This is a genomic window from Halorubrum yunnanense (assembly GCF_026586675.1).
GTDB classification, from domain to species: domain Archaea; phylum Halobacteriota; class Halobacteria; order Halobacteriales; family Haloferacaceae; genus Halorubrum; species Halorubrum yunnanense.
On record NZ_JAODIX010000055.1, the window covers coordinates 1 to 21,991 of the forward strand.

Sequence of the window (21,991 nt, forward strand, 5' to 3'; positions counted from 1 at the left end):
AGTTTCCCGAGGGTATGATGGTCCGAAGGGTAGTTTGGCCACGTGTTACTGAGCTATTCGCCACGAGTCTAAGCTCGTGCGACTAGCATGGCTAAATCGAATCCCAATAGCAATGGCCTCCGGCAGGATCAACCGGAATGTATTCCTCAGTGCCTGATTCCCGGCGCTGAGGGGGTGTTGGCGGGTTTTGACTCGCGATGAGTCAAAACACCATTGCATGGTCTATGTGGTGTCCGAGTCAGCCAGCGACCTGGATGACACCGAACGACCACGGCTCACATCAGATTTCCTCTTACGCCGGAGCGCAGGGGGCGAAATCCTCATCTTCGCGGACTTGATTGTACCCTTCGAGGGGTCATAAACCCATCGAAGCGTGTCAGGTCCAGCGAAACCGGGCCGACTTGAACGGCCCGAGTTCGCGGGTGCGTTCTTCGCATTAGTCACAATGCCCGGGTTGTATTTAACCCCGTCGAAGCATCGACGCCACGTCATGCGGTTTCATGGCGAGGAACTGTGAACGAACACACAGATGCGCGGGGAAGGCGACAAAAAGGACCGACGACCCCGACAACTACTCCTCGTCGATATACTCAATTCCCTGCTTCGACACGTTGGCCTTCGTGATGTCGTTGAGATCGTTGAGCCAGAAGTCCTCGTCCGCCTCGTCGACTTCGGGGGCGCTGTCCTTCCAAGCCCAGCCCTCGTACTCGTGGACTTTCTTCGTTCCTTTCTCGCGGAGCCGAAGCGTGGTCCGGTTCGCCTCCTCTTCGGAGGGGGCCGGCTCGAGCGTGCGAGCCGCTTTGAGCGCGGCCTGACGGGGCATGTTGCCGGAGAACTCACTCGGTTCCGATCCGTCCGCTTCTCGAAGGGCGAAGTTTCGCTTACCGTCTTCACGTACCATGGTTTATGCTCCATGCGAACCCAGCACACAATATGTAATAAATATATCGGGAAAATGAAAGCTGCTCGGCAAAACATTTATATATCGACTCCATCCCGGCTAGCGGTTTTGCCCGATCGAGGCGGACGGTGTAGAGGAACGGAGCGACACACGGAGCGGAGTGACTGATCGGTACGTCACGCGCGGGCAGAAACAGCAGAAACGGAGACCGGATATCGCAGATTGAAGGCGGAACGGTCGGTGGGTCCGAAGAGTGCGGGTACGGTTGACATCCTCTCCACGCTGAAGGGCGAAGATTCCCACGGCACCGCACCGCTGGGTTGGGATGTTGAAGGGTTGTAGACGCCTCGGTGACGGCTACTGGCTGTGCCAACCAGCTGTTACTCCTATCCCGGCATGGGATTCGGGGGTCCCTCTGACTGGCTACACCCTATTTCGGCACGGAAGAGAGTGTCTTCCGTTTGAAATGAGGGAATCCCGATACTGTCCGATTAGTGGGGCGGAGAGACCGCCCCGGTCAGTTTTAATTGTGTCTCAGATTAATTAAAACATTCTTTCGGCACGTCGAACGTGGTTTGTGCAGGATTTGTCGGATTCATCCCCGCGGTGAACGGCTGGGCTTTCTCCTCAATTCTCCGTAAACAACACTTATGTGTCTGCTATAGGGAAGTGCGACCAGTACAACCGCGATGGTCCGCAAAAAGAAGCTCAGTCCCAGTGGCGCCAAGGACGACGAGGGGGAGTACCACAACGTCCACGTGAACCTCCACGAGGACGAACTCGCAGTCGCCGGCATGGAGATCGGCGACGAGGTGTTTGTTCGGGTGCGGGACGGGAAGATAATCATCCAGAAGGCGGACTCCAACCCCGAACAGCTCGAGCACGATTTCTGAAGCGGTCTCGTTTCTGCCCGCCCTCCGCTCCGCCGGCTCACCGTCGTGAGCGACGGCGACGACCAGCCCGCGCGTGCGACACGGGGTCTGGTCTCCGTCGGTCGGCGGATTGATGCCCGCTCGCGACGAGTCCGAAACGATGGGCCCGTACGATCTGTTGAAGCCGGCGTTGTTCGGCCTCCCCCCGGAGGCCGCACACGGGATGACACACCGGCTGTTGCGAGCCGTACAGGGGAGCCCGGTCGAGACTGCGCTGCGCGAGCGGTACGTCGTCGACGACCCGCGGTTGCGGGTCGAGGCGTTCGGGAACGCGTTCCCGAACCCGATCGGCGTGGCCGCCGGCTTCGACAAGAACGCGGAGGTGCCGCGTGCGCTCGCGTCGCTCGGGTTCGGGCACGTCGAGGTCGGCGGTGTGACGGCCGAGCGACAGCCGGGGAATCCGCGACCGCGACTGTTCCGGCTCCGGGAAGACGAGGCGCTGATCAACCGATTGGGATTCAACAACGAGGGCGCAGACGCCGTAGGCGCCCGGCTCGACCGCGAGCCGCTGCCCGACGTACCGGTCGGGATCAACATCGGCAAGTCGAAGTCGACGCCGCTCGCGGAGGCGCCGGGCGATTACCAGTACACCTACGAGCGCGTGGCGGACGCCGGCGACTACTTCGTCGTCAACGTCTCGAGCCCGAACACGCCGGGGCTTCGGGAGCTCCAGAACCGCGAGGCGTTAGAGGAGATACTCGGCGGCCTCGCCGACGCCGGCGCGAGTCCCCTGCTCGTGAAGCTCTCGCCGGACCTCCCGAAGCCGGCGGTCGCGGACGCGCTCGGCGTCGTCGACGATCTGGCCCTCGACGGCGTCATCGCGACCAACACCACGACCTCCCGCCCGGAGTCGCTGGAGAGCCCGAACCGCGCCGAGCGCGGCGGCCTCTCCGGGAAGCCCATCGAGGGGATCGCCACCGATGGGGTTCGATTCGTCGCCGAGCGCACGGATGTCCCGGTGATCGGCGTCGGTGGAGTCACCGACGCGGCGGGCGCCTACGAGAAGATACGCGCGGGGGCCTCGCTCGTCCAGCTGTACACGGGGCTCGTGTACGAGGGGCCGAACCTCGCGCGCGACATCAACGAGGGGCTCCTCGAACTGCTCGAGCGAGACGGGTTCGACTCCGTCACCGACGCGGTCGGCGCGGATCTGTAGTCGGCGCAGTCCACGGGCAGCCCCGGCTTCTACGACTCCCTAACGATGACGACGACGTCGTCGGCCTCCAGCAGCTCTCCGTCGCCCTGATACTGCCGTTCCTCCTCGATCGAGAACTCGTCGCCGACCAGGGTGACGCCGGACATGCGAAGCTCGTCACCGTCGATCTCGTACTCCTCCTTGGCGATCGCAGCCTCGATGTCGCCGACCCGGTTCCCGTACTTCGGACCGATGGTCGCGTAGTCGAGGTCGATCCCGGTGATCACAGTTTCGACGGGGGCGTCGGCGTCGGGATGGACCGCGAGGTCCGCGACGTGCATCACGCCCGTGATGTCGTCCTCGAAGCCGCGGACGTCGGCGTACACCTCGACGGCGTCCAGCTCGGCGTTCAGCGCGAGCTGGTTCTCGCTCTTGTACTTCCGGAGGGCGCCGACGACGGCGGTGGCGGCGGCGCCGGCCTCGTGGTCGGCCTCCAGCCCGAGCGGTTCGGGCCAGTCGGCGAGGTGGACCGAGTCGCCCGCGCCGTCGGTGACCGGGGTGTCGACCGCGTCGGGGTCGCTCGCTCCGTCCGCGTACATGTCGTGCCAGAGCTCCTCGGTCACGTGCGCGAGCAGGGGCGCGAACAGCTTCAGGAACCGGCGGTGCGCCGTTCGGAGCGTGTACGCCGCAGCGTCGTCCTCGCGCTGCTTTGCGATCTCGAGGTAGTCGTCGCAGAACGTGTTCCAGAAGAAGCTCCGGAGCTCGTCGCGGGCCTTCGAGAACGCGCGATCCTCGAACAGCTCGGTGAGCCGCTCGACCCGGTCGTCGAGCTCGGCGAGCAGCCAGCGGTCGAGCTCGCCGAGCTCCCCGTGGGCCGGCGCGTCCGGGTACGGCTCCGGCGCCAGCGACTCGACGAGCTTGGAGGCGTTCCACAGCTTGCGGATCAGCTTCTCGCCCGCGCGGAGGTCCTTCTCTTTGAACGGGAAGTCGTCGCCGACGGCGGTGCCGGCGGCCCAGTAGCGCGTGGCGTCGACCGGGAACTCCTCGAGCACGGCCTGGGGCTCGACGACGTTCCCGACGGATTTGGACATCTTCTCGCGGTTCTCGTCGAGGACGTGCCCGTTGATCATCGTCTCCTCGAACGGGACCTCGCCGGTGTGCTCGTAACACTTCACCAGCGTGTGGAACAGCCAGAAGCTGATGATGTCGTGACCCTGCGGCCGGAGGTCGAACCGGTACAGCTCCGGGTGCTCCATTGTGAACGCCTCGGCCTCCTCGTCCCAGTCCCAGCCGGCGTTGATGAGGGGAGTGAGACTCGAGGTGGCCCACGTGTCGAGCACGTCGTCTTCCGGCTCGAACTCGTCGTGGCCGCATTCGGGGCACGCGTCGACGGGCGGGTCGTCGGAGAGGGGGTCGACGGGCAGGTCGGCCTTCTCGGCGACAACGACCTCGCCGCAGTCCTCGCAGTACCACACGGGGAACGGGATGCCGGAGGAGCGTTGACGGGAGATGAGCCAGTCCCACTGGAGCCCCTCCACCCAGTGTTCGTAGCGGGTGAACATCTTCTCGGGCGACCACTCCATCTCCCGGCCGACCTCGAGGTACTCGTCCGTCTTGTCGAGCATCTCGACGTACCACTGCTCGGTGACGAGGAACTCGACGCTCGTCTCGCAGCGCTCGTGGACGTTGACGGTGTGGGTGATCCCACGCCGGTCGAGCAGCGCGCCCGCCTCGTCGAGGTCCTCCACGATGGCCTCGCCGGCCTCGTCGGAGTGTAGTCCCTCGTACCCCTCGGCGACGTCGGTCATGTGGCCGGACTCGTCGATGGCGACGCGGAGGTCCAGGTCGTGGACCTGGTACCACTCGATGTCGTTCTGGTCGCCGAACGTACAGCACATCACGATACCCGAGCCGGTCTCCATGTCGACACGCTCGTCGGCGATGATCGGGACCTCGTGTCCGAACAGCGGGACCTCCGCGAACTCGCCGACGAGGTCCTGGTTCTCATCGTCGTCGGGGTGGACGAAGACGGCGACGCACGCGGGGAGGAGTTCCGGGCGCGTCGTGGAGATGACGAACTCGTCAGGGGCGTCGGCGTCGTCAGCACCGCCGGCCTGGCCCTCGCCGCTTTCCGCGACCGGGAAGGCGATGTCGTGGAAGTGGCTGCCCTGCTGGTCGTCCTCAGTCTCAACTTGGGAGATGGCAGTCTCGCACTCGGGACACCAGATCGCGGGCGCCTTCTCGCGGTACTCGCGGCCCTGGTCGTATAGGTCGACGAACGACAGCTGAGAGACGCGCTGGACGCGCGGCTCGATGGTCTGGTAGGTGTGGTCCCAGTCGACGGAGACCCCGAGCGATTGGACGTTCTCGGTGAACTGCTCTTCGTAGTTCGCACAGACCTCCCGGCACTTCGCCTGGAACTTCCGGCGCTCGAACTCCTGGTGGCGGATGTCGAGCTCGTCCTCGGTCAGGCGCTCGGAGGCGATCCCGTTGTCGTCGTAGCCGAACGGGAAGAACGTCGCCTCGCCGTTCATGCGCTCGAAACGCGCGACGAAGTCTTGGAGGGTAAACCCGTACAGGTGGCCCATGTGGAGGCTCCCCGATACCGTCGGCGGGGGCGTGTCGATAGAGAAGACGGTGTTCGGATCGACCGGGTCGTCGTCGGGGTAGGCGTACGTCTCCTCGTCGACCCATCGCCGCTGCCACCGGGGCTCGACGGCGTCGGGGTCGTACTCACCACTGGGCATTTCACGCCCATCTTCCGGCGGTTCCCCCTTAACGGCCTCGGTTGTGGGGGCGCGCTCTACGTCGCGCCGTCCGCGAGGCTCACACCACGTCGTCGAGGTCGTGTTCGGCGGCCATCTCCGACGCCTCCGACGCGAACCGTTCGATCTCGTCGGCCGGGCTCTCGCCGAGCGCGGTCTCCTGGACCTCGCGGCCCGCGGTGACCCCGTCGCCGGTGACGAGCCGCTGTTCGGCCAGCTCTTTCGTGTGCATCCGCCTTCCGTCCTCGGTGGCGTAGGTGAGCCGCACGAGCCCCTTCGAGTCGAACTGCCGGTCGACGAGCCAAACCGTAGTCATACCCGGCGATGGGTGCCTGCGACGCTTAAAAAGGGCGGTCGGGCTGTGGGACGGGCGGTCAGCCGAGAGGCTCGATCTCGAACACCGATGCGGCCGGCGCGCGACGTAAGGACCGCAAGGAGCGAGCAACGGGAGCGGCTGAGGACCGCAACGAGCGCACCGAGCCGTCGCGACTGGGGCTTTGGCGGTGCTCGCCGTCAATCTGCTGTCAGCGACTTATAAACGAGCAGCCGCGGTGTTGAAGATGACCGTCTCCAGGGCGATTCCGTATCCGCGTCTGTGTCGATCCGCGACCGGTTCGGTACGGGATAGAGACAATCCGGCGTACGGCGTCGCCAGCGCTTTGTACCGCCTCGTCGAACCAGAGGGTATGCGCGTGAAGTTCGACCGCGACACCTGCGTCGGGATGTACCAGTGCGTCGCCGAGTGGGACGCCTTCGAGAAGAACCTGAACGACGGGAAGGCCGACCTGCGGGGGAGCGAGGAGGAAGACGACGACGTGTTCGTGGTCGAGGTGCCCGACGGCGAGGAGTTCGACGCGAAGTTCGCGGCGCGGGTCTGCCCGGTCGACGCCATCGAGGTGTACGACGACGACGGCGAACAGCTGGTGTAGTAGGACTCCAAATTTTCGCTCGGCCGCTTATAGGTCGTTACTGGCGGATCGACGGTGAACACCGCCAAAGCCCCAGTCGCGACGGCCCCTTTGAATCCCACCCGGCCGCACCGCAACCGCGGCCTCACACCTCCCCAGCCTCGCGGTTCGCGCTCTTCGAGCGCTCACCGCGTCCAGCGAGGGACCTCCGGTCCCTCTGGCAGCCGGCGCGTAGCGCCGGCGACCTCGCACGCTCCTCGCGCCCTTATCAGGGCGCTCGGAGGCGCGCGCCGAGATAAACAATCAGCAAGAGCGTCAGTGTTCACTGCTTCGGTTTATAAGCGCTTGGCCAGGTCCTCGGCGAAGTACGTGACGATCAGGTCCGCACCCGCGCGCTTGAGCGACAGCAGCGACTCGTGGGCGGTGTCTTCGAGATCGAGCCACCCCTTCTCTGCGGCCGCGTGCAGCATCGCGTACTCCCCGGAGACGTTGTACGCAGCGATCGGGCGGTCGAACTCCCGTCGGAGGTCGCCGACGATATCGAGGTAGGGGAGGCCGGGCTTCACCATCAGCACGTCCGCGCCCTCCTCGGCGTCGATCCGCGCCTCGCGGAGCGCTTCGCGGCGGTTCGCGGGGTCCATCTGGTAGTGGCGCCGGTCGCCGAAGGCGGGGGCACCGTCGGCCGCGTCGCGGAAGGGGCCGTAGAAGGCGGACTCGTACTTGGCCGCGTAGCTCATCAGCGCCACCTCCTCGTGGCCGGCCTCGTCGAGCGCCTCGCGGATCGCCCGGACCTGACCGTCCGTCATCGCCGACGGCGCGACCATGTCCGCGCCAGCCTCCGCCTGCGAGACGGCTGTCTCCGCGAGCAGGGCCAGCGTCTCGTCGTTCCTCACGGTGAGGGTGGGATCCGTCTCGGCCGACTCCTCGATCACGCCGCAGTGACCGTGATCGGTGTACTCGCAGAGGCAGACGTCGCCGATCACGTACGCGTCGGTCTCGGCGGTGATCCGTCGGATCGCGCGCTGAACGACCCCGTCCTCGGCGTACGCGCGGGACCCCTCGGCGTCCTTCGACTCGGGGATCCCGAAGAGGATCACGGCCTCGACGCCGGTCTCGCGGACCTCTTCGACGCGGGCGACCGCCTCGCTCACGGGAACGCGCTCGTGGCCCGGCATCGTCTCGATCGGGACGCGCTCGTCGGTCGTCGCGTCCACGAAGACGGGCGCGACGAGGTCCGACGCCGACAGCGAGGTCTCGCTGACGAGCGGGCGGACGCCGTCGGTCCGGAGCCGTCGCGGCCGGTCGGTGGGGTGCATGCCGGAGCGTTGGCTCCGGGCGGCCTTTTATGATCCGTCCGCGGCGAGCCGGCGCGGTCCGGGGAGCGCGCACGGAAGCGGCGAGATCGGAGACCGAGAGCCTACTCCGACGATTCGACGTCGATCCGGTCGCGGAGCGACGCGAGCTCGTCCGACTCGGCGAGCTCCTCGACGCGTTGCTTGAAGTGCTCCTCGCAGAGGCCGACGACCACGCCGCTCTGCTCGGCCTCGTACGTGGCCTCCCGCTCGCAGTAGTGACACCGCATGATCGGCACTCTGTCGGCGGCGGGCTTAATCCTGTTCGTCGATCAGGAGGAATCCGGCAGCCGGTCCCGAACGGGCGCGAACGCCTCGGCGGTCAGCCCGGCCTCCGCGAGGGTCCGCTCGTGGGCGTCGCTCCCGCCCGTCAGGAGGAGGTCGCTCTCGACGGCGACCCGCTCGACTCTGGCGTCGTCGACCCCGCGGCCGTACGGGTAGAACCGCTCGACCGCGTCCAGCTCCCGGGCGACGTCGAGGGCGGCGTCGACGTCGTCGTACCGGAACGGATGCGCGAGCCCGACGACCGCGCAGGCGTCTCGAAGCAGTTCGACGCCGCGCTCCAGCTCCGTCACCTCGCGCGCGACGTAGCAGGGCCCGTGGTTCCCGATCAGCTCGTCGAAGGCGCCCGCGTAGTCGTGCGGCGCCTCCGATTCGTCGATCGCGCGGGCGATGTGGGGGCGGCCGAGGCCGGGTCGGGGCTCGACGCCGAGGTCGACGCCGAGGCGCTCCTCTACCGCGTCGAGGATCGCGGCGCCGCGGCGCTGGCGGTCCGCCTGGAGCCGGGCGGTCTCCTCGTCCAGCGCCGCGGTGCGTTCGACCGCGTAGCCGAGCAGGTCGAGCCGCTCGAAGCCGGCGTCGACACGCAGTTCGATCCCGCGGACAACCCGGACGCCCTCGCGCTCGACGACGGGGGCGTCGAGATCGGGGTGGATCCGGTCGTGGTCGGTGACGGCGACCCAGTCGAGCCCCGCGTCGGCGGCGGTCGCCGCGAGCTCGTCGGCCGTCATGGTGCCGTCAGAGACGGTCGTGTGCGCGTGGAGATCGGCGACGATCCGGTCCGTACTCATGCGACGAGTTCGGCGACCCCCGTACTAAGCGCCGACGATAGTCCCGTGCGAACGAACACCAATATAAGGAAATATAATTCAATATCTCGGATTAAGGTTGTGCATGGACAATCATTAAGAACTGTCGGCGATTTGCGTCTGTTGATGCGCTTGAACGGCGTCGACGACCGACTCGAACGGCACCAATATCCGACGACCTCGGAGGAACTGATCGCGGCTCACGGGAACGCGACCGTAGAGCTCGCGGAGGGCTCCGAGCGTCTCGGAGACGTGCTGGAACGGTTCGGTGAGCAGACGTTCGACGACGCGGAGGACGTGTTCACGACCCTCCGCGCGGGCGTCTGTCACCGCGGAGTCGGTCGCCGGTTCTACTCGGACCGCGATCCGACGACCGACGGCGAGGACGGGCCCTCGCCGGTCTCGTTCTGAACTGAACCGAGAGTCGACCGCTTTTTCCGCGAACTCACCGCGTTGTCAGCGTCGCTTAGCCGATCGGGGTTGTTCCGGTCACCGGCGCCGCTCGCACGTTCTCTACTTCGAGAAGTGACGCGGCGACGGGGCCTACACCCAGTCGATCGCCGGCGACAGGTCGATCGGCACCGAGCCCTTCCGGTACCCCTCCACGTGTCCGTCCGGGCGCGCGCGGAGGACGACCGACGGCCGGTGCCGGACGTCGGGCTTGGCGCCTCGAACCGCGGCCCAGTCGTCCGCGGGGAACGAGGTGCAGTCGACGAGGAGAGTGACGCCGCCGCCGTGCGCCTCCAGCTGGCCGCTCGTCTTCGTCTCCGCGGTGTCGCGGACCGCGGCGACGGGGTCGCTCGCGGATCGATTCGAGGCGGGCTGGGGGCGGGTCACCTCGACGAGGGACGCGCGGCCGGTGTCCGGGTCGGTGGCCCGGAAGTCGAGCGAGTGGCCCGTCGTCACCTCGATCTCCGGGGTCACGGCGTAGCCGGAGTCGGTGAGGATCCGCGCCGCGGTGAACTCCGCGATCGTCGCGCTCATCCGCACGAGGTCAAGCGACGCCGACGTGCCCAACTTCCCCGCCATCGTCGCCCTGTAGTCGTCGAGCGTTCCCGGCCGAAGGGCCTCCTCGACGAACCCCGTCCCCTCCTCGCGGGTCGCCCCCGGGAACCCGGCGGCGTGGTCGCGGAAGAACGCCCGCGTCGTCTCCGCGCCGTCCTTCGAGCAGAACACGGGGAGGAAGTACCACGAGACGTGCGGGTACGCCGCGAGCCACGGCTCGTCGTCGTGGAGGCCGGCGAGCAGCTCCCGCTGGACCCACCGAGAGATCGGGTAGGCCACCTCGTCGAAGCCGTACTTCTCCGTGCGCCAGAGCTCGCTCGGGGTCTCCGTGTTCCCGATCCAGTAGCCGGCCGGCCCGCCGCTCGCCCCGGCTGGGGGGTCGGCGTCCCCCTCGGTCCAGCAGAACAGGGCGAACGAGCCGTCGTCCATGTCGAACCGCCGTGCGTCGTACCCCGGCGGGGGACTGAACCAGGAGTCGGCCGCGGTCGCCCCGAGGTTGTCGTCGAGCGGCCGTTCGAGCTGCGAGCGGACGCGGTCGAGGCTCCACCGATCGGGAGCGCGCCTGAATCGGAGGGGTTGTGCCACGACGGTGATACCGGGCGCCGGGTCTAATCGGTTCCGGTGACTCGGACGCGGTTTTGGTGACTCAGACGCGACGCGCCCGACCGCGCCGACGAGGTCGTTTCGACGAACGAACAGTTTACCGACAGGTATATCCCGGATTGTTTCTAAGTGAACTTGTACCATGTCAATGGGTGCCTATGACGAGGCCGAACACGAGCGTCGGGAGAAGAAGACCAGCGAAGTCGACGCCGACTTCGATGCCGAGCGACCGGAGTACTCGGGGTCGCTCACGTACGACTCCGGGGACTCCACGGAGGCACTCCTCGACAAGTTCCAAGAGCTGCAGGGCGAGTGAGCGGGCGAGTTCGAACCCTTTTCGCCGAATCCATCGGCTTCCTCTCAAACCGCTGACCGAAGGCTCCGATCGGTGCAGCGTGACCGCTGGCGAACTCAGGTCAGCGCGATCGCCGCCGAGCAGACGATCGCGACCGCGAGGACGTGGCCGACGACGGCGCCGAGGAGGATCGGCTCCTCGATCAGGAAGGGGACGAGCACCAGCTGGAGCGCCGAGAAGCCGATGTTCTCCGCGTCGAGTCGCCTGACGCTGGCCGCCTCGGTCGGGCCGAGTTCGACGTTTATCGCGCGCCACAGCGCGACGACCGCGCTCCACCACGAAGTGCCGATCCGGTAGGTGAGGTCCCAGAGGATCAGTAGGGTGAGGTACACCACCGGGACCGGCGGAGTGGGGCCGAACAGGCGCTCGATCAGGGTGCCGTCCCACGCGATCATGTACGTGAGCAGCGCGATGAACGCGAGCACGCCGAGGACGATCTCGATGCTCGACCCGAACAGCAGCCGCTTGTGCTCCGGGGGCGTCGAGAGCCGTCGGTTCGCGGCGCCGAGCCGGTGCATCTCGACGCTGCCGATCGCCGCGACGAGGACGGCGACCGTCCCGGCGACGACCGCGTCCCACAGGCCGTAGTACCAGCCGAGCGCGAGCACGCCGACCTGGAACAGCAGGAACTGGATCGCGACCGCGATCCCGCGGGAGATCCCGAGACCGGGGATCCCGCCGACGAGGCTCTCGTACACCCACGTCTCGCCGTAGTTCCGGCTCACGACTCCGCCCCTGAGTCCGCGATCGGGACCTCGTCGGTCGGGTCGTCGCGGCCGGGGCGGTCGATCGCTCTGGCGACGGCGACCTCGAAGGGAGTCTGTTCGATCGGGACGAGGTCGCGGAGCCGGTCGTCCTCGACGATCACGGTGTTGCGGAGCCCCTCGACGAGCGACCGGGCGAGGTACGGGTTCACGTCGGTCACCAGTCGGAGCCACTTCGCCGACAGCTCCGGGCTCAACACCGGGACTCGGACGATCCACAGCCTGTGTCCGAGCTGGCGACGGGTCTGGCGGAGGATCTCGGCGTACGTCAGCACGTCCGGTCCACCGATCTCGAAGGTGTCATCCCGGGTCTGGGGAGCTTCGAGGACGCCAGTGAGGTACCCGACGACGTCGTCGATCGCGATTGGCTGACAGAGCGTGTCGACCCACTTCGGGGTCGTCATCACCGGGAGCCGGCTCGCGAGGCCGTGGATAACCTCGAAGCTCGCGCTCCCGGCACCGATGATGATCGCCGCCCGCAGCGTGGTCAGCGCCGGACCGCCGGTCGACAGGATGCGTTCGACCTCGCGGCGGGACCGGAGGTGTTCGGAGAGCTCCTCGCGGTCCTCCCCGAGGCCGCCGAGGTAGATCACGCGGTCGACGCCGGCGGCCGACGCCGCCTCGACGAAGTTGGTCGCACAGTTGCGGTCCCGCTCCTCGTAGCCGGGGCCGCCGTCCATGGAGTGGACGAGGTAGTACGCCGCGTCGATCGGGTCGCCGTCGATCTCGAACGCCGGCGAGAGGGTGTCGGGCTCTAAGAGGTCGCCCTCAACGACACGGACCCCTGCAGGCGGGGCGTAGCCGTCGGCGTCGCGGACCAGGGCGACGACCTCGTGGCCGCGATCGAGGAGCGTCGGAACGAGTCGGCTCCCGACGAACCCCGTGGCGCCGGTGACGAGTACGCGCATACCGACCCCTCGTGTGGGACGACCATAAGCGTCCGCCACGACGGCTCGGGTCCGCGTCGGGAGACGGCGAACCCTCCCGTCGCCGGGACCGATCAGTAAAAGGGGTCGGGCGGCGCTCGTTGGGACATGCACGCAGGCGAGTACGAGCCGGTCCGGGGGGTGCCGGACCTGTACGTCCACGACACCGGGATGTTCGACACCGACGAGTACGGGGCCGTGTACGTGTACGACGCCGAACGCCCCGTCGTGATCGACACCGGCACCGGCGCGAATCGGGAGGCGCTGTTCGAGACCATCGAGGCGGTCGGGATCGGTCGCGAGGAGTTGGCGTGGATCCTGGCGACCCACGCTCACCTCGACCACGCGGGCGGGGCGGGCCACCTCGCCGAGCGCTACCCGAACGCGGAGGTCGTCGTCCCCGAGAAGGGGGTGCGACACCTCGTCGACCCGGAGGCGCTCGTCGCCGGGACCAAGTCCGCGGTGGAAGAGCAGTGGGAGTACTACGACGATCCCGAGCCGATCCCCGAAGACCGGACCTCGGGGCTCGCGGAGGGTGACCGGGTCGACCTCGGCGACCGGGAGCTGGTCATGTACGAGGCGCCGGGCCACGCGCCCCACCACGCGATTTACCACGACCCCGGGGCCGACGCTGTCTTCGCGGCGGACGCGGCCGGGATCTACGTCCCCGCGGTCGACGGGATCGAGCCGACGACGCCGCCGCCGCAGTTCAATCTCGATCAGTGTCTCGCCGACGTCCGGACGATCGAGGAGCTCGACCCGGACTACCTCTGTTTCGGTCACTTCGGGCCCCGCGAGTACGAGCCGGAGCTGGCCGGCGAGGTCAAGCGCGCGTACGTGGAGTGGGTGGAGGCGATCCGCGAGAAGCGCGCGGAGCTCGGCGACGACGACGCGGTCGTCGAGCACTTCGAGGCGGCGGCGGAGCGGGACGTCGAGTTCTGGAACCCGGAGCGCGCCCGCGCCAACGCGAGCCTGAACGTCCGGGGCGTCCTCGCGTACCTCGACTACGTCGCGGAGAACCGGGAAGAATGACGCTCGTCGCCGGTCGACGCCGCCGACGCAAACCTCCTAAACCCCGCGTCGCTTAGGATCTACGTATAAATGGGTATCTTCGACACGATTCGCGCCGTGCTCGGGACGAGCGCGGAGGCGGACGCGACCCGCGAGGCCGACCCCGAGGACCTCTTCGGGATGTCGACCGCGTACATGACGATGGAGGCCGACCTCGGCTACGACCACTGCGGGGAAGCCGCGCTCTGTTTCTCCGGGGTGGACAGCACCCGATTCGACGACGCCGTCGAGACCGTCGAGGCCATCCTGGAGGCCGGCGAGATAGAGACCGGCACGGGCTTCCACCGCCACGAGGACGACCACGGCTACCAGTGGTTCGTCCTCGAGGACGACGACCCCGAGGACCTCGTGACGAGCGTCCACTTTGCGGCCGACCAGTTCATCGAGGAGGGGTTCGGCTCCCGGCTGCTCGCGGCCGTCTTCGGGTTCGAGCGCGACGAGGCCGACGCCTACTGGATCTACTCGTTCCGGCGCGGGGCGTACTACCCGTTCTCCCCGAAGGGGGCGAGCGACCGGAACCAACAGGTCGAGTTCAAGCTCCAGTCCGTGTTAGACGGGGAGCTCGGCCTCGAGGACGACGAGTCGTACTGGTATCCGCTGTGGCCGGACGCGCCCGGGAACCATCCGTGGGAGTGAGTCGATGAGCGCGTCGGCGTCGGGAGGAGAGACAGAGAGCGGGTACGCCGGCCGCGACGCGCCGAGGAAACGAGTGCTTCGGATGGTCGCGGTCCAGGCGGCCGGGCTGAGCGCCGCCGTCCACCTGCTGTGGGCGTGGCCGCGACTGGGCGATCCGGCCGACGTGCGCCCCTACGCGTTCTTGCTCGGGGGCGCGTTCACGGTCGCCGTCGCGGTCGCGACGCTGCGCGCGCCCGAGTACCGGCGCCTCTACGCGCTCGGCGCCGGGACCCTCGGGGCGTTCCTCCTCGGCTACGTCGGCTGGTACGGGGCCGAAGTCGCGTCGACGCTCGCGGCCGATCCGCTGGCGATCGTCGCGAAGGGAGCGGAGGTCGTCGGCGTCGCCGCGTTCCTCGGGCTGTACCGGCTCGCACCGCCGACGAAGGCGGTGCTCGAACGGGGTGAAGGCTCGACTGCCGGGGGCGGGGAGCCCGTCGATAGCGACGGTCCTGCCGGGAGCGACGCCGAACCCGCCGACAGACGGTCCGACGCATGACGGACGGTACCTACCGGACGGTCGTCGAGCCCGCGACGGCGACGTTCGAGGTCCGGGGCTCGGAGTTCCTCGGGCACGTCGCCCCGGTCGACACGGTCGGAGAGGCCGAGGGGCTCGTCGAGCGCGTCAGCGACGAGTACGGCGACGCGAGCCACAACGTGCCCGCGTACCGGGTGCCCGCCGGCGCCGCGTCCGAGCGAACGGCCGGGAGCGACCCCATGCTCCGGGAGTACTCCTCCGACGACGGCGAGCCATCTGGCTCGGCCGGGAAGCCCGCACTCAACGTCCTCCAGCAGCGCGAGATCCGGAACGTCGTCGCGGTGGTCACGCGCTACTACGGGGGGACGAACCTCGGTGTCGGGGGGCTCGCGCGCGCCTACTCGCGAGCGGTGAAAGACGGGGTCGACGAGGCCGGGGTGACCGAGGAGCGGCCGCACCGGCGGCTGGTCGTCGAGACCGGGTACGACGACTCGGGGACCGTCCGAGGCGTGATCGAGTCCGCGGGCGTCGAGTTCGACGCCGACTACGACGAGCGCGTGCGGTTCGTGCTCCGGGTACCCGTGGCCGAGGCCGAGGAGCTGGTCGAGCGGCTCAACAGCGCGACGAGCGGGCGAGTCGAGATCGACCGGTAGCGCGACGGTGTCAGGTGGTGACGAGAACTTCGAGGGGTCACGAGAACTTCCGCACGGTCATCTCCAGCGTGTCGAGGTCGAGGATAGGGGCGTACCCGGCGTCGGGGTCGATGTTGACGGACTTCTGGAAGTCGGTCTGGGCCTGCCAGCAGCCGGAGTTGACCGCGAGGACGTTGTGGTACTTCCCCCAGCCGAGCTTGTGGACGTGGCCGGTGTGGAACACGTCGGGGACGTCGTCGATGACGAGGTAGTCGCGCTCCTCCGGGGCGACTCGGGTGTGCCCCCCAAACTGCGGGGCCACGTGGCGCTTTTTTAAGAGCTGGTACATCGCCTTGTGGGGCTCGTCGTAGCTCGCCTTCTCCTCGGGGAGTTCCGCGATCACCTCGTCGAGCGAGACGCCGTGGTACATCAGGACGTCGACGCCCTCGACGCTGACGGTGGCCGGGTTCGAGACGATCTGTGCGTCGTGGACGTCCATGATAGAGCGGATCTCGTCGTTAAACCCGGGCTGGGGCTCCGCGAGCCGGACCGCGTCGTGGTTGCCGGGGATCATCACGATCTCGGTGTCCCCCGGCACCTCCTTGAGGTGCTCCGCGAACGCCTCGTACTGGTCGTAGATGTCGACGATCTCCAGCTCCTCGTCCTGATCGGGGTAGACGCCGACCCCTTCGACCATGTCGCCGGCGAGCAGGAGGTACTCGACCGGGTCGGCCTCGGGCGTGTGGAGCCAGTCGGTGAACCGGCTCCAGGCGTCGGCCATGAACTCGTCGCTCCCGACGTGGACGTCCGAGATCAGCGCGGCCTGGACGTGACGGTCGGCCGCGCCGGTCCGGTGCGTCCGAGGGACGTCGGGGAAGTGCAGCGAGTCGGCGAACAGGATTCCGGAGTCGTCGGCGAGGGTCCCCTCGACGGCGACGCACTCGTCCATCAGGATCTCGTCGACGAGGTCGGCGAGCCCCTTGTCTTTCATCACCAGCGCGGGGAAGGTCCCGGTCGTGTCCTCTAGCTCAACGAGCCAGTGGCCTGACTTCGTCGAGCGGACGTCGTTGACGAGCCCGATCATCGCGGCGTCGCTGCCGCCGGGCATGTCGGCGATCGCCTCTGCCGGCCGGTGGTTGACGCGGCCTCGGAGGACCTTCGAGAGGCGTTCGTAGCGGTCGCGGAACGTCCGGACGAAGTCGGCGTACTCGCCGGTCCCGGTGCTCCGGCCGGTCATGTCGTTGCCGACCTCGAGCTCTCGGCGGTCGGGGCTCCCGCCGGTTTCGCCGTCGGTGACGGTGGACTCGGGGTTGACGTCGGAGTCCGGGGCGACGCGGTCCGCGCCCCCGTCCGTCGAGTCGACGCGAACGGCACCTCCAGACCCCTCTGTTTCGACTGGAGATCGGTCCGTTTCAGGGGGTGTGTCGGGGGTTGAGGCCGTCGAGGTCGGGGAGTCGGGATCGGGTTCCGGACCGGAATCGGTCGCGGTCTCGGGGTCCGCCGCGTCGTCCGGACCGACCGCCGCGCGGACGTGGTCGACCGTGATACGGAGGGCGTCGTCCGGGGTGCGATCGACGGTTGATTCGAGGGCTGCCGCGGAGTCCGGCGCGCTCGCCAGGAGGGTGATCGCCTCCCGCTCCGCGTTGTATCCCCGCCTGGCGAGCTCCTTGACGATCCGAGCGTTCGACTCCAGCGGCACGACAGTCGAGAGGGGGGTGCGACTCAAAACGGTTCCGGAGGGGGCCGCGGTGCCGTAGCGGGGGGCCGCCGTCCCGCGGCTCGGTGAGAGCGGGGACCCGGAAGCTTATAACCGAAACCCATCAAGCCGGACGTAATGGACGAAGGGGATCGGCCGGGAACCGACCGTGATCCGGCCGAGCGAAGCGAGGGCTCGGACGAGGACGGGGGCGAGGGCGACGAGCCGGAGTCGACCGAGTCGACCGGTCGGACCGAAGCCTCCGAATCGGCTGACGCGCCCGAGTCCACTGACCCGACCGAGGCGTCCGAACCGACCGAGCCCACTGACCCGACCGAGGCGTCCGAACCGACCGAGCCCACTGATACCGTTGAGACGGTCGACCCGAGCGGAAGAGAGGATTTCTCCGGAGGGAACGGTCGCGAAAGCGAGCGAACGGTACGGGGGGGCGGCGGAACCGACTCGAAGGAATCGGAGAGCCTCGTCTATCGGTTCCGCCACGACAGGGAGGGCGCGTTGATGTGGATCCGGGAGATGCTCTCGAGCGTCGCCATCGTGCTGGCGATCGGGCTGATCCTGTTCGGTGTCAGCGGGGTGTGGCCGCCGATGGTCGCCGTCGAGTCCGGGAGTATGGAACCCAACATGGAGGTCGGCGACCTCGTCTTCGTGACGGAGCCCGGACGGCTCGCGCCCGACGCGGCGGACAACGACGTCGGCGTGGTGACGTACGAGGAGGGGCGGGCGACCGACTACCGGACGTTCGACTCGTACGGGTCCGTGGTGATATACCGGCCGCCAGGACGCACGGCCTCGCCGATCATCCACCGGGCGATGTTCCACGTCGAGGAGGGGGAAAACTGGTACGACCGCGCCGAGGGGGAGTACCACAGCGCGGGGGGGTGCGCCGAGCTCCGCCACTGTCCCGCGCCCCACGACGGGTTCATTACGCTCGGTGACAACAACGGGGCGTACGACCAAGCGAACGGGCTCGCGCCCCCCGTCAGGGCGGAGTGGGTGACCGGCGTTGCGCGGGTGCGCGTCCCGTACCTCGGCTACGTGCGGCTGATCGCGAGCGGGCAGGCAGAGCTCAGCGACGTGCTCACGACGACCGCGGGGACACATTTCAGCCCGGTCGACGGGGAGGAGGGAACTGCCGCGTTCGCTGCGGTCGGGAGGGGAGAGACGGTCGGCGAGCCCCTGGTTTCGGGTGGAGGTTCGGTCGCGAGCGCGGCGGGGTGAGGGGAGATAGACGGGAGTACACGGGTTCGACGGGAGTGTACGGTTGACATCCTCTCCGCCCTGAAGGGCGAAGATTCCCACGGCACCGCACCGCTGGGTTGGGATGTTGAAGGTTTGTAGACGCCTCGATGACGGCTACTGGCTGTGCCAACCAGCCGTTACTCCTATCCCGGCATGGGATTCGGAGGTACTTCTGACTGCCTACACCCTATTTCGACACGGAAGAGGGTGTCTTCCGCTTGAAATGAGGGAATCCCGATATTGTCCGATTAGTGGGGCGGAGAGACCGCCTCGGTTGCCATTAAATACGTCTCAGGTTACTTGAAACATCCTTTCGGCACGCCGAACGTGGTTCGTGGAGGGTTTGTCGGATTCATCCCCGCCGTGAACGGCGAGGCTTTCTCCTCAATTCTCCGTAATCGCGGCCGGAGCCGACGCGAGTCAGTTGTCGAACCGGGCCTGGACGAACGGCTGCGCGTTCTCGATGTCGCCGAGGCGGGAGTCGGACAGCAGCACCGCTTCGGTCTCCTCGACGGGGACCGAGAGCCCCATCTCCTTCGTGCGGCCGTAGCGCCCCTTGGAGACGACGACCGCGTTGACGATCCCGAGCATATCGAGCTCGCTGATGAGGTCGGTGACGCGGCGCTGCGTGAGCACGTCCGCGTCGATCTCCTCGCACAGCCGCTTGTAGATGTTGAACACCTCGCCGGTGTTGATGTTGTGAACACCGTTCTTTTCGAGGAGAATGACGGCGAACAGGACGATCTTGCTCTGGGTTGGGAGCGTTCGGACGACTTCCACGACGCGGTCGAGTTCGATCTTGTCCTGCGCCTGCCGGACGTGTTTCTCGGCGACGATCTCGGCCTGCGAGCGCTCGGCGAGCTCCCCCGCGGTCCGGAGGAGGTCGAGTGCGCGGCGAGCGTCGCCGTGCTCCTGGGCGGCGAACGCCGCACAGAGGGGGATGACGTCGTCGGTGAGCGCCTCCTGCTTGAACGCGATGTCGGCGCGGTGCTGGAGGATGTCCCGGAGCTGGTTGGCGTCGTAGGGGGGGAAGACGATCTCCTCCTCGCCGAGGCTGGACTTGACGCGGGGGTCGAGGAAGTCGGTGAACTTCAGGTCGTTCGAGATCCCCATGATAGAGATCCGAGACCGGTTGAGCTCCGAGTTCATCCGCGAGAGGTTATACAGGGTGTCGTCGCCGCTCTTCTCGACGAGCTTGTCGATCTCGTCGAGCATGATCACGACCACGCGCTCGTGGTAGTCGACCGCCTCGAAGAACGTCGAATACACCCGGTCGGTCGGCCAGCCGGTCATCGGGACTTCCTCCATCTCATCGGCGTCGGTCTCGAGCTCGTCGATCCGCGCGTCGAGGTCGTCGAGCGTCGGGAACTCGGTCCCGGCAAGCACCCCGGGGTCGTCGGCCGCCTCGGACCTGAGCTCTCGGTAGTTATCGAGACGACCCGCGATGACCTGCTGGTTCTTCTCGATGAAGGTGTTGGCGAGCTGGGCGAGGACGCGGTACTGCGTGTCGGTCACCTCGCAGTTGATGTACTCGACCTCGCAGGGGACGTCGTACTTCTGGGAGGTCGACTCGAGCTCCTGGGAGACGAACTTCGCCGACGCCGTCTTGCCGGTGCCGGTCTTGCCGTAAATGAGGATGTTGGAGGGGGTCTCCCCGCGGAGCGCGGAAACGAGGATCGTCGCCATCCGGTTTATCTGGTCGTTCCGGTGCGGGAGCTCGTGCGGGGTGTACGAGGGACGGAGGACCTCCTTGTTCTCGAAGATCGGCTCGCCGGAGAGGAGGTCGTCGAAGAGGCCCTGGTTGTCGTCGCCGTCGTCAAGGACGACGCCGTCGAAGTCGACGTCGGGAGAGGAGCGGTCGCGGCCGCCGCTTCCGGCGTCGACTCGGGCGTCGGCGGTGACGTCGACATCGGCAGTCGCGTCAGTATCGGAGTGGGATCGTCGAGTGTCGGCTGCGTCCTCGGTGTGACCGCCGGATTTCTCGGGAGAACCCTCCGTCGCTGGGTCGGTGGGATTCGAAGACGGATCGTCAATTTCCTCGTCCGTCGCGGTCGATCTACCGGTTTCCCCGTCGCTATCCTCCGATTCGCCCGGCTGTGATGTGTGCTCTCCTTCGTCCATGTGAACCCCCCTGTTTCAGGTGGAAATACCTCACGTGGAGGCGAGGTGTGTCGCGTTCCGGCCTGAAACGGTGACATACAGAACATTTCGTGTTCCGCGATGTCCAGTTGATGCAGTCGAACCAGATGAAGAGGCGGTACTAAAGTGTTGCTCTCCGGACTCGAAACGGTCGTCCGGGAGTGAACAAAGGAAGGGCTGCGGCCGCGCCGGAGGACACAGTCCGTCGACGATCCGGAGCGTGAGAGTACGGGTCGAGACGAGAGAGGGGGAGGCGGAACCCAGAGGAGTACCGGGAGATCCGAATCACGAGAGGCTCCGAGTCGGTATTGGGAGATTCCATACGGGAGGTTCGATATGGGAGATTCCATGCAGGAAAATTGACGTAGACGGGCATCGGAACCGACGGCGATCCGGCGAAACTCCCTGTCACGAATAGTCTCGATCGCGGACGAGGAGTCATCCCCTACGCACGGGAAGCGGTGGTTGTTCCCGATGGTTCGGTGGTCTGGTTGTTCCCGATGGTCCGGTGGTCTGACAGCACGGTGGCCTGGTAGCACGGTCCCGTGATAGCGTAGCGCTCTGAGATCACGGTATCCGGTAGCACGGTTGTACTCGTGGCGGTATCGCTCGTCTGATACGGGATTGTCTATCGAACGCTATGACACACCGAACCGAGGCAGCATGCTCGCCCGTGTTTGATAGGGAGTATTTCTCGGGTACCCCCACACCCCTTCGTTTCGTGTGGAACGGGAATATGGTGGGTGGGGGGTGTCGGTAGGGGCTAATAGAATGAAAGACTTTATATTATAAAGAGTACAACAGTACCCTCGACAAAGGGCTCTATATACTTGTTATCAGAACATATTTATTTGATTGTGGTCTGATTAATGTTTTATATGCATCTAACAGCGAATTAAAATCTCCAGTACACCCCGACCCACCCAACCGACCCTCTCCAGTCGAAACGAAGGGGTGGGGGAGGAGAACCATCGACAACTTCTGCCATATTGGAGTATCCGAGAGGACGTCCCACCGAGAAGACAGATAGACGCACAGCGACTGCTCGGCGCTCGACCCAGTCAGATCCGATGCATCCCGAGAAAAAATCTCGTTACCGAACGACACGCTGGGTGGGGATCTCGACTCCAGCCGGTATATTTCTGACATCCGAAACGAACTGGATATCGAGCGGCTCGAATCCAGACGCGCCCAATATCGACCGATCTGAGCGTCTGACGCAGTTCTTAAGTGAGAGGGGCGTGGATTCTACTGTAATTCCCCGAACGAACCCCAGGCGCGGCCGGATCGGGCGGTAGCACGCGACGCG

The 21,991-nt window shown here is 66.7% G+C and carries 21 protein-coding genes and 1 rRNA gene; 10 read left to right on the forward strand and 12 right to left on the reverse strand.

Going from position 1 to position 21,991, the window contains the following annotated elements; translation table 11 throughout:
• Both N5096_RS12370 and N5096_RS12375 read right to left on the reverse strand, forming a co-directional pair.
• A 16S ribosomal RNA gene (locus N5096_RS12370) occupies nucleotides 1-139 on the reverse strand; the annotation flags it as partial.
• A 432-nt stretch (nucleotides 140-571) separates the two neighbouring features.
• Complete coding sequence (locus N5096_RS12375) at nucleotides 572-901, reverse strand: non-histone chromosomal MC1 family protein (protein WP_267665122.1); 330 nt, start codon at nucleotides 899-901, stop codon at nucleotides 572-574.
• A 689-nt stretch (nucleotides 902-1,590) separates the two neighbouring features.
• Between N5096_RS12375 and N5096_RS12380 the strand changes: the two genes are divergently transcribed.
• Both N5096_RS12380 and N5096_RS12385 read left to right on the forward strand, forming a co-directional pair.
• A complete protein-coding gene (locus tag N5096_RS12380) occupies nucleotides 1,591-1,794 on the forward strand; it encodes a hypothetical protein (protein ID WP_092564125.1) in 204 nt (67 codons plus the stop codon).
• A 139-nt stretch (nucleotides 1,795-1,933) separates the two neighbouring features.
• Nucleotides 1,934-2,989, forward strand: a complete 1,056-nt coding sequence (locus N5096_RS12385; RefSeq protein WP_267665126.1) for a quinone-dependent dihydroorotate dehydrogenase — start codon at nucleotides 1,934-1,936, stop codon at nucleotides 2,987-2,989.
• Nucleotides 2,990-3,018: 29 nt separating this feature from the next.
• Here the strand turns inward: N5096_RS12385 and N5096_RS12390 are convergent, their stop codons facing one another.
• Both N5096_RS12390 and N5096_RS12395 read right to left on the reverse strand, forming a co-directional pair.
• Nucleotides 3,019-5,715 carry a valine--tRNA ligase gene (locus N5096_RS12390; protein ID WP_267665128.1) on the reverse strand — a complete coding sequence of 899 codons (2,697 nt, stop codon included), beginning with the start codon at nucleotides 5,713-5,715 and terminating at the stop codon, nucleotides 3,019-3,021.
• Nucleotides 5,716-5,794: 79 nt separating this feature from the next.
• Nucleotides 5,795-6,049, reverse strand: coding sequence for a DUF7967 family protein (locus tag N5096_RS12395; protein WP_267665130.1), 255 nt, complete (start codon nucleotides 6,047-6,049; stop codon nucleotides 5,795-5,797).
• A gap of 370 nt (nucleotides 6,050-6,419) precedes the next feature.
• Here N5096_RS12395 and N5096_RS12400 point away from each other — a divergent pair, with 370 nt between their 5' ends.
• Nucleotides 6,420-6,662: a ferredoxin gene (locus N5096_RS12400; protein WP_267665132.1), complete on the forward strand. Its 243-nt coding sequence runs from the start codon at nucleotides 6,420-6,422 to the stop codon at nucleotides 6,660-6,662.
• A 314-nt stretch (nucleotides 6,663-6,976) separates the two neighbouring features.
• On the opposite strand, the gene hemB is transcribed toward N5096_RS12400, so the two are convergent.
• The 3 genes from hemB to N5096_RS12415 all read right to left on the reverse strand — a co-directional run bounded on the left by hemB (nucleotide 6,977) and on the right by N5096_RS12415 (nucleotide 9,063).
• Complete coding sequence (hemB, locus tag N5096_RS12405) at nucleotides 6,977-7,957, reverse strand: porphobilinogen synthase (RefSeq protein WP_267665135.1); 981 nt, start codon at nucleotides 7,955-7,957, stop codon at nucleotides 6,977-6,979.
• 101 nt (nucleotides 7,958-8,058) lie between these two features.
• Complete coding sequence (locus N5096_RS12410; protein WP_186310984.1) at nucleotides 8,059-8,223, reverse strand: DUF6757 family protein; 165 nt, start codon at nucleotides 8,221-8,223, stop codon at nucleotides 8,059-8,061.
• Between the two features lie 42 nt (nucleotides 8,224-8,265).
• Nucleotides 8,266-9,063 carry a PHP domain-containing protein gene (locus N5096_RS12415; RefSeq protein ID WP_267665139.1) on the reverse strand — a complete coding sequence of 266 codons (798 nt, stop codon included), beginning with the start codon at nucleotides 9,061-9,063 and terminating at the stop codon, nucleotides 8,266-8,268.
• Nucleotides 9,064-9,207: 144 nt separating this feature from the next.
• Here N5096_RS12415 and N5096_RS12420 point away from each other — a divergent pair, with 144 nt between their 5' ends.
• Entirely contained in the window at nucleotides 9,208-9,492 is a 285-nt protein-coding gene (locus N5096_RS12420) for a DUF5789 family protein (RefSeq protein ID WP_267665141.1), read from the forward strand.
• A 132-nt stretch (nucleotides 9,493-9,624) separates the two neighbouring features.
• Here the strand turns inward: N5096_RS12420 and N5096_RS12425 are convergent, their stop codons facing one another.
• Nucleotides 9,625-10,671 carry a DUF5784 family protein gene (locus tag N5096_RS12425; protein ID WP_267665143.1) on the reverse strand — a complete coding sequence of 349 codons (1,047 nt, stop codon included), beginning with the start codon at nucleotides 10,669-10,671 and terminating at the stop codon, nucleotides 9,625-9,627.
• 166 nt (nucleotides 10,672-10,837) lie between these two features.
• Here N5096_RS12425 and N5096_RS12430 point away from each other — a divergent pair, with 166 nt between their 5' ends.
• Nucleotides 10,838-11,005 carry a DUF5786 family protein gene (locus tag N5096_RS12430; RefSeq protein WP_008005688.1) on the forward strand — a complete coding sequence of 56 codons (168 nt, stop codon included), beginning with the start codon at nucleotides 10,838-10,840 and terminating at the stop codon, nucleotides 11,003-11,005.
• A gap of 95 nt (nucleotides 11,006-11,100) precedes the next feature.
• Here N5096_RS12430 and N5096_RS12435 read toward each other — a convergent pair whose 3' ends face one another.
• Together N5096_RS12435 and N5096_RS12440 are read right to left on the reverse strand one after the other, a co-directional pair.
• Nucleotides 11,101-11,769 carry a DUF7530 family protein gene (locus N5096_RS12435; RefSeq protein WP_267665148.1) on the reverse strand — a complete coding sequence of 223 codons (669 nt, stop codon included), beginning with the start codon at nucleotides 11,767-11,769 and terminating at the stop codon, nucleotides 11,101-11,103.
• The gene (locus N5096_RS12440) at nucleotides 11,766-12,716 is read right to left on the reverse strand and encodes an NAD(P)H-binding protein (protein ID WP_267665150.1); all 951 of its coding nucleotides are present in this window, start codon (nucleotides 12,714-12,716) and stop codon (nucleotides 11,766-11,768) included. The genes N5096_RS12435 and N5096_RS12440 overlap by 4 nt, the downstream gene beginning before the upstream one ends.
• A 126-nt stretch (nucleotides 12,717-12,842) precedes the next feature.
• On the opposite strand from N5096_RS12440, the gene N5096_RS12445 reads away from it, so the two are divergent.
• From N5096_RS12445 to N5096_RS12460, 4 genes are all read left to right on the forward strand, one after another.
• Nucleotides 12,843-13,766, forward strand: coding sequence for an MBL fold metallo-hydrolase (locus tag N5096_RS12445; RefSeq protein WP_267665151.1), 924 nt, complete (start codon nucleotides 12,843-12,845; stop codon nucleotides 13,764-13,766).
• A gap of 69 nt (nucleotides 13,767-13,835) precedes the next feature.
• A complete protein-coding gene (gene pspAB, locus N5096_RS12450; RefSeq protein WP_267665154.1) occupies nucleotides 13,836-14,441 on the forward strand; it encodes a PspA-associated protein PspAB in 606 nt (201 codons plus the stop codon).
• Nucleotides 14,442-14,445: 4 nt separating this feature from the next.
• Entirely contained in the window at nucleotides 14,446-14,976 is a 531-nt protein-coding gene (locus N5096_RS12455; protein WP_267665156.1) for a hypothetical protein, read from the forward strand.
• Nucleotides 14,973-15,608, forward strand: a complete 636-nt coding sequence (locus tag N5096_RS12460) for an IMPACT family protein (protein WP_267665157.1) — start codon at nucleotides 14,973-14,975, stop codon at nucleotides 15,606-15,608. Before N5096_RS12455 ends, N5096_RS12460 begins: the two co-directional genes overlap by 4 nt.
• A gap of 37 nt (nucleotides 15,609-15,645) precedes the next feature.
• On the opposite strand, the gene N5096_RS12465 is transcribed toward N5096_RS12460, so the two are convergent.
• Nucleotides 15,646-17,286, reverse strand: coding sequence for a DNA-directed DNA polymerase II small subunit (locus tag N5096_RS12465; RefSeq protein WP_267665158.1), 1,641 nt, complete (start codon nucleotides 17,284-17,286; stop codon nucleotides 15,646-15,648).
• 135 nt (nucleotides 17,287-17,421) lie between these two features.
• Here N5096_RS12465 and N5096_RS12470 point away from each other — a divergent pair, with 135 nt between their 5' ends.
• Complete coding sequence (locus tag N5096_RS12470; protein ID WP_267665159.1) at nucleotides 17,422-18,522, forward strand: S26 family signal peptidase; 1,101 nt, start codon at nucleotides 17,422-17,424, stop codon at nucleotides 18,520-18,522.
• Nucleotides 18,523-18,963: 441 nt separating this feature from the next.
• Here the strand turns inward: N5096_RS12470 and N5096_RS12475 are convergent, their stop codons facing one another.
• Nucleotides 18,964-20,664 (reverse strand): Cdc6/Cdc18 family protein, encoded by a 1,701-nt coding sequence (locus N5096_RS12475; protein ID WP_267665160.1) that lies wholly within the window; start codon nucleotides 20,662-20,664, stop codon nucleotides 18,964-18,966.
• Nucleotides 20,665-21,991: the final 1,327 nt, after the last annotated feature.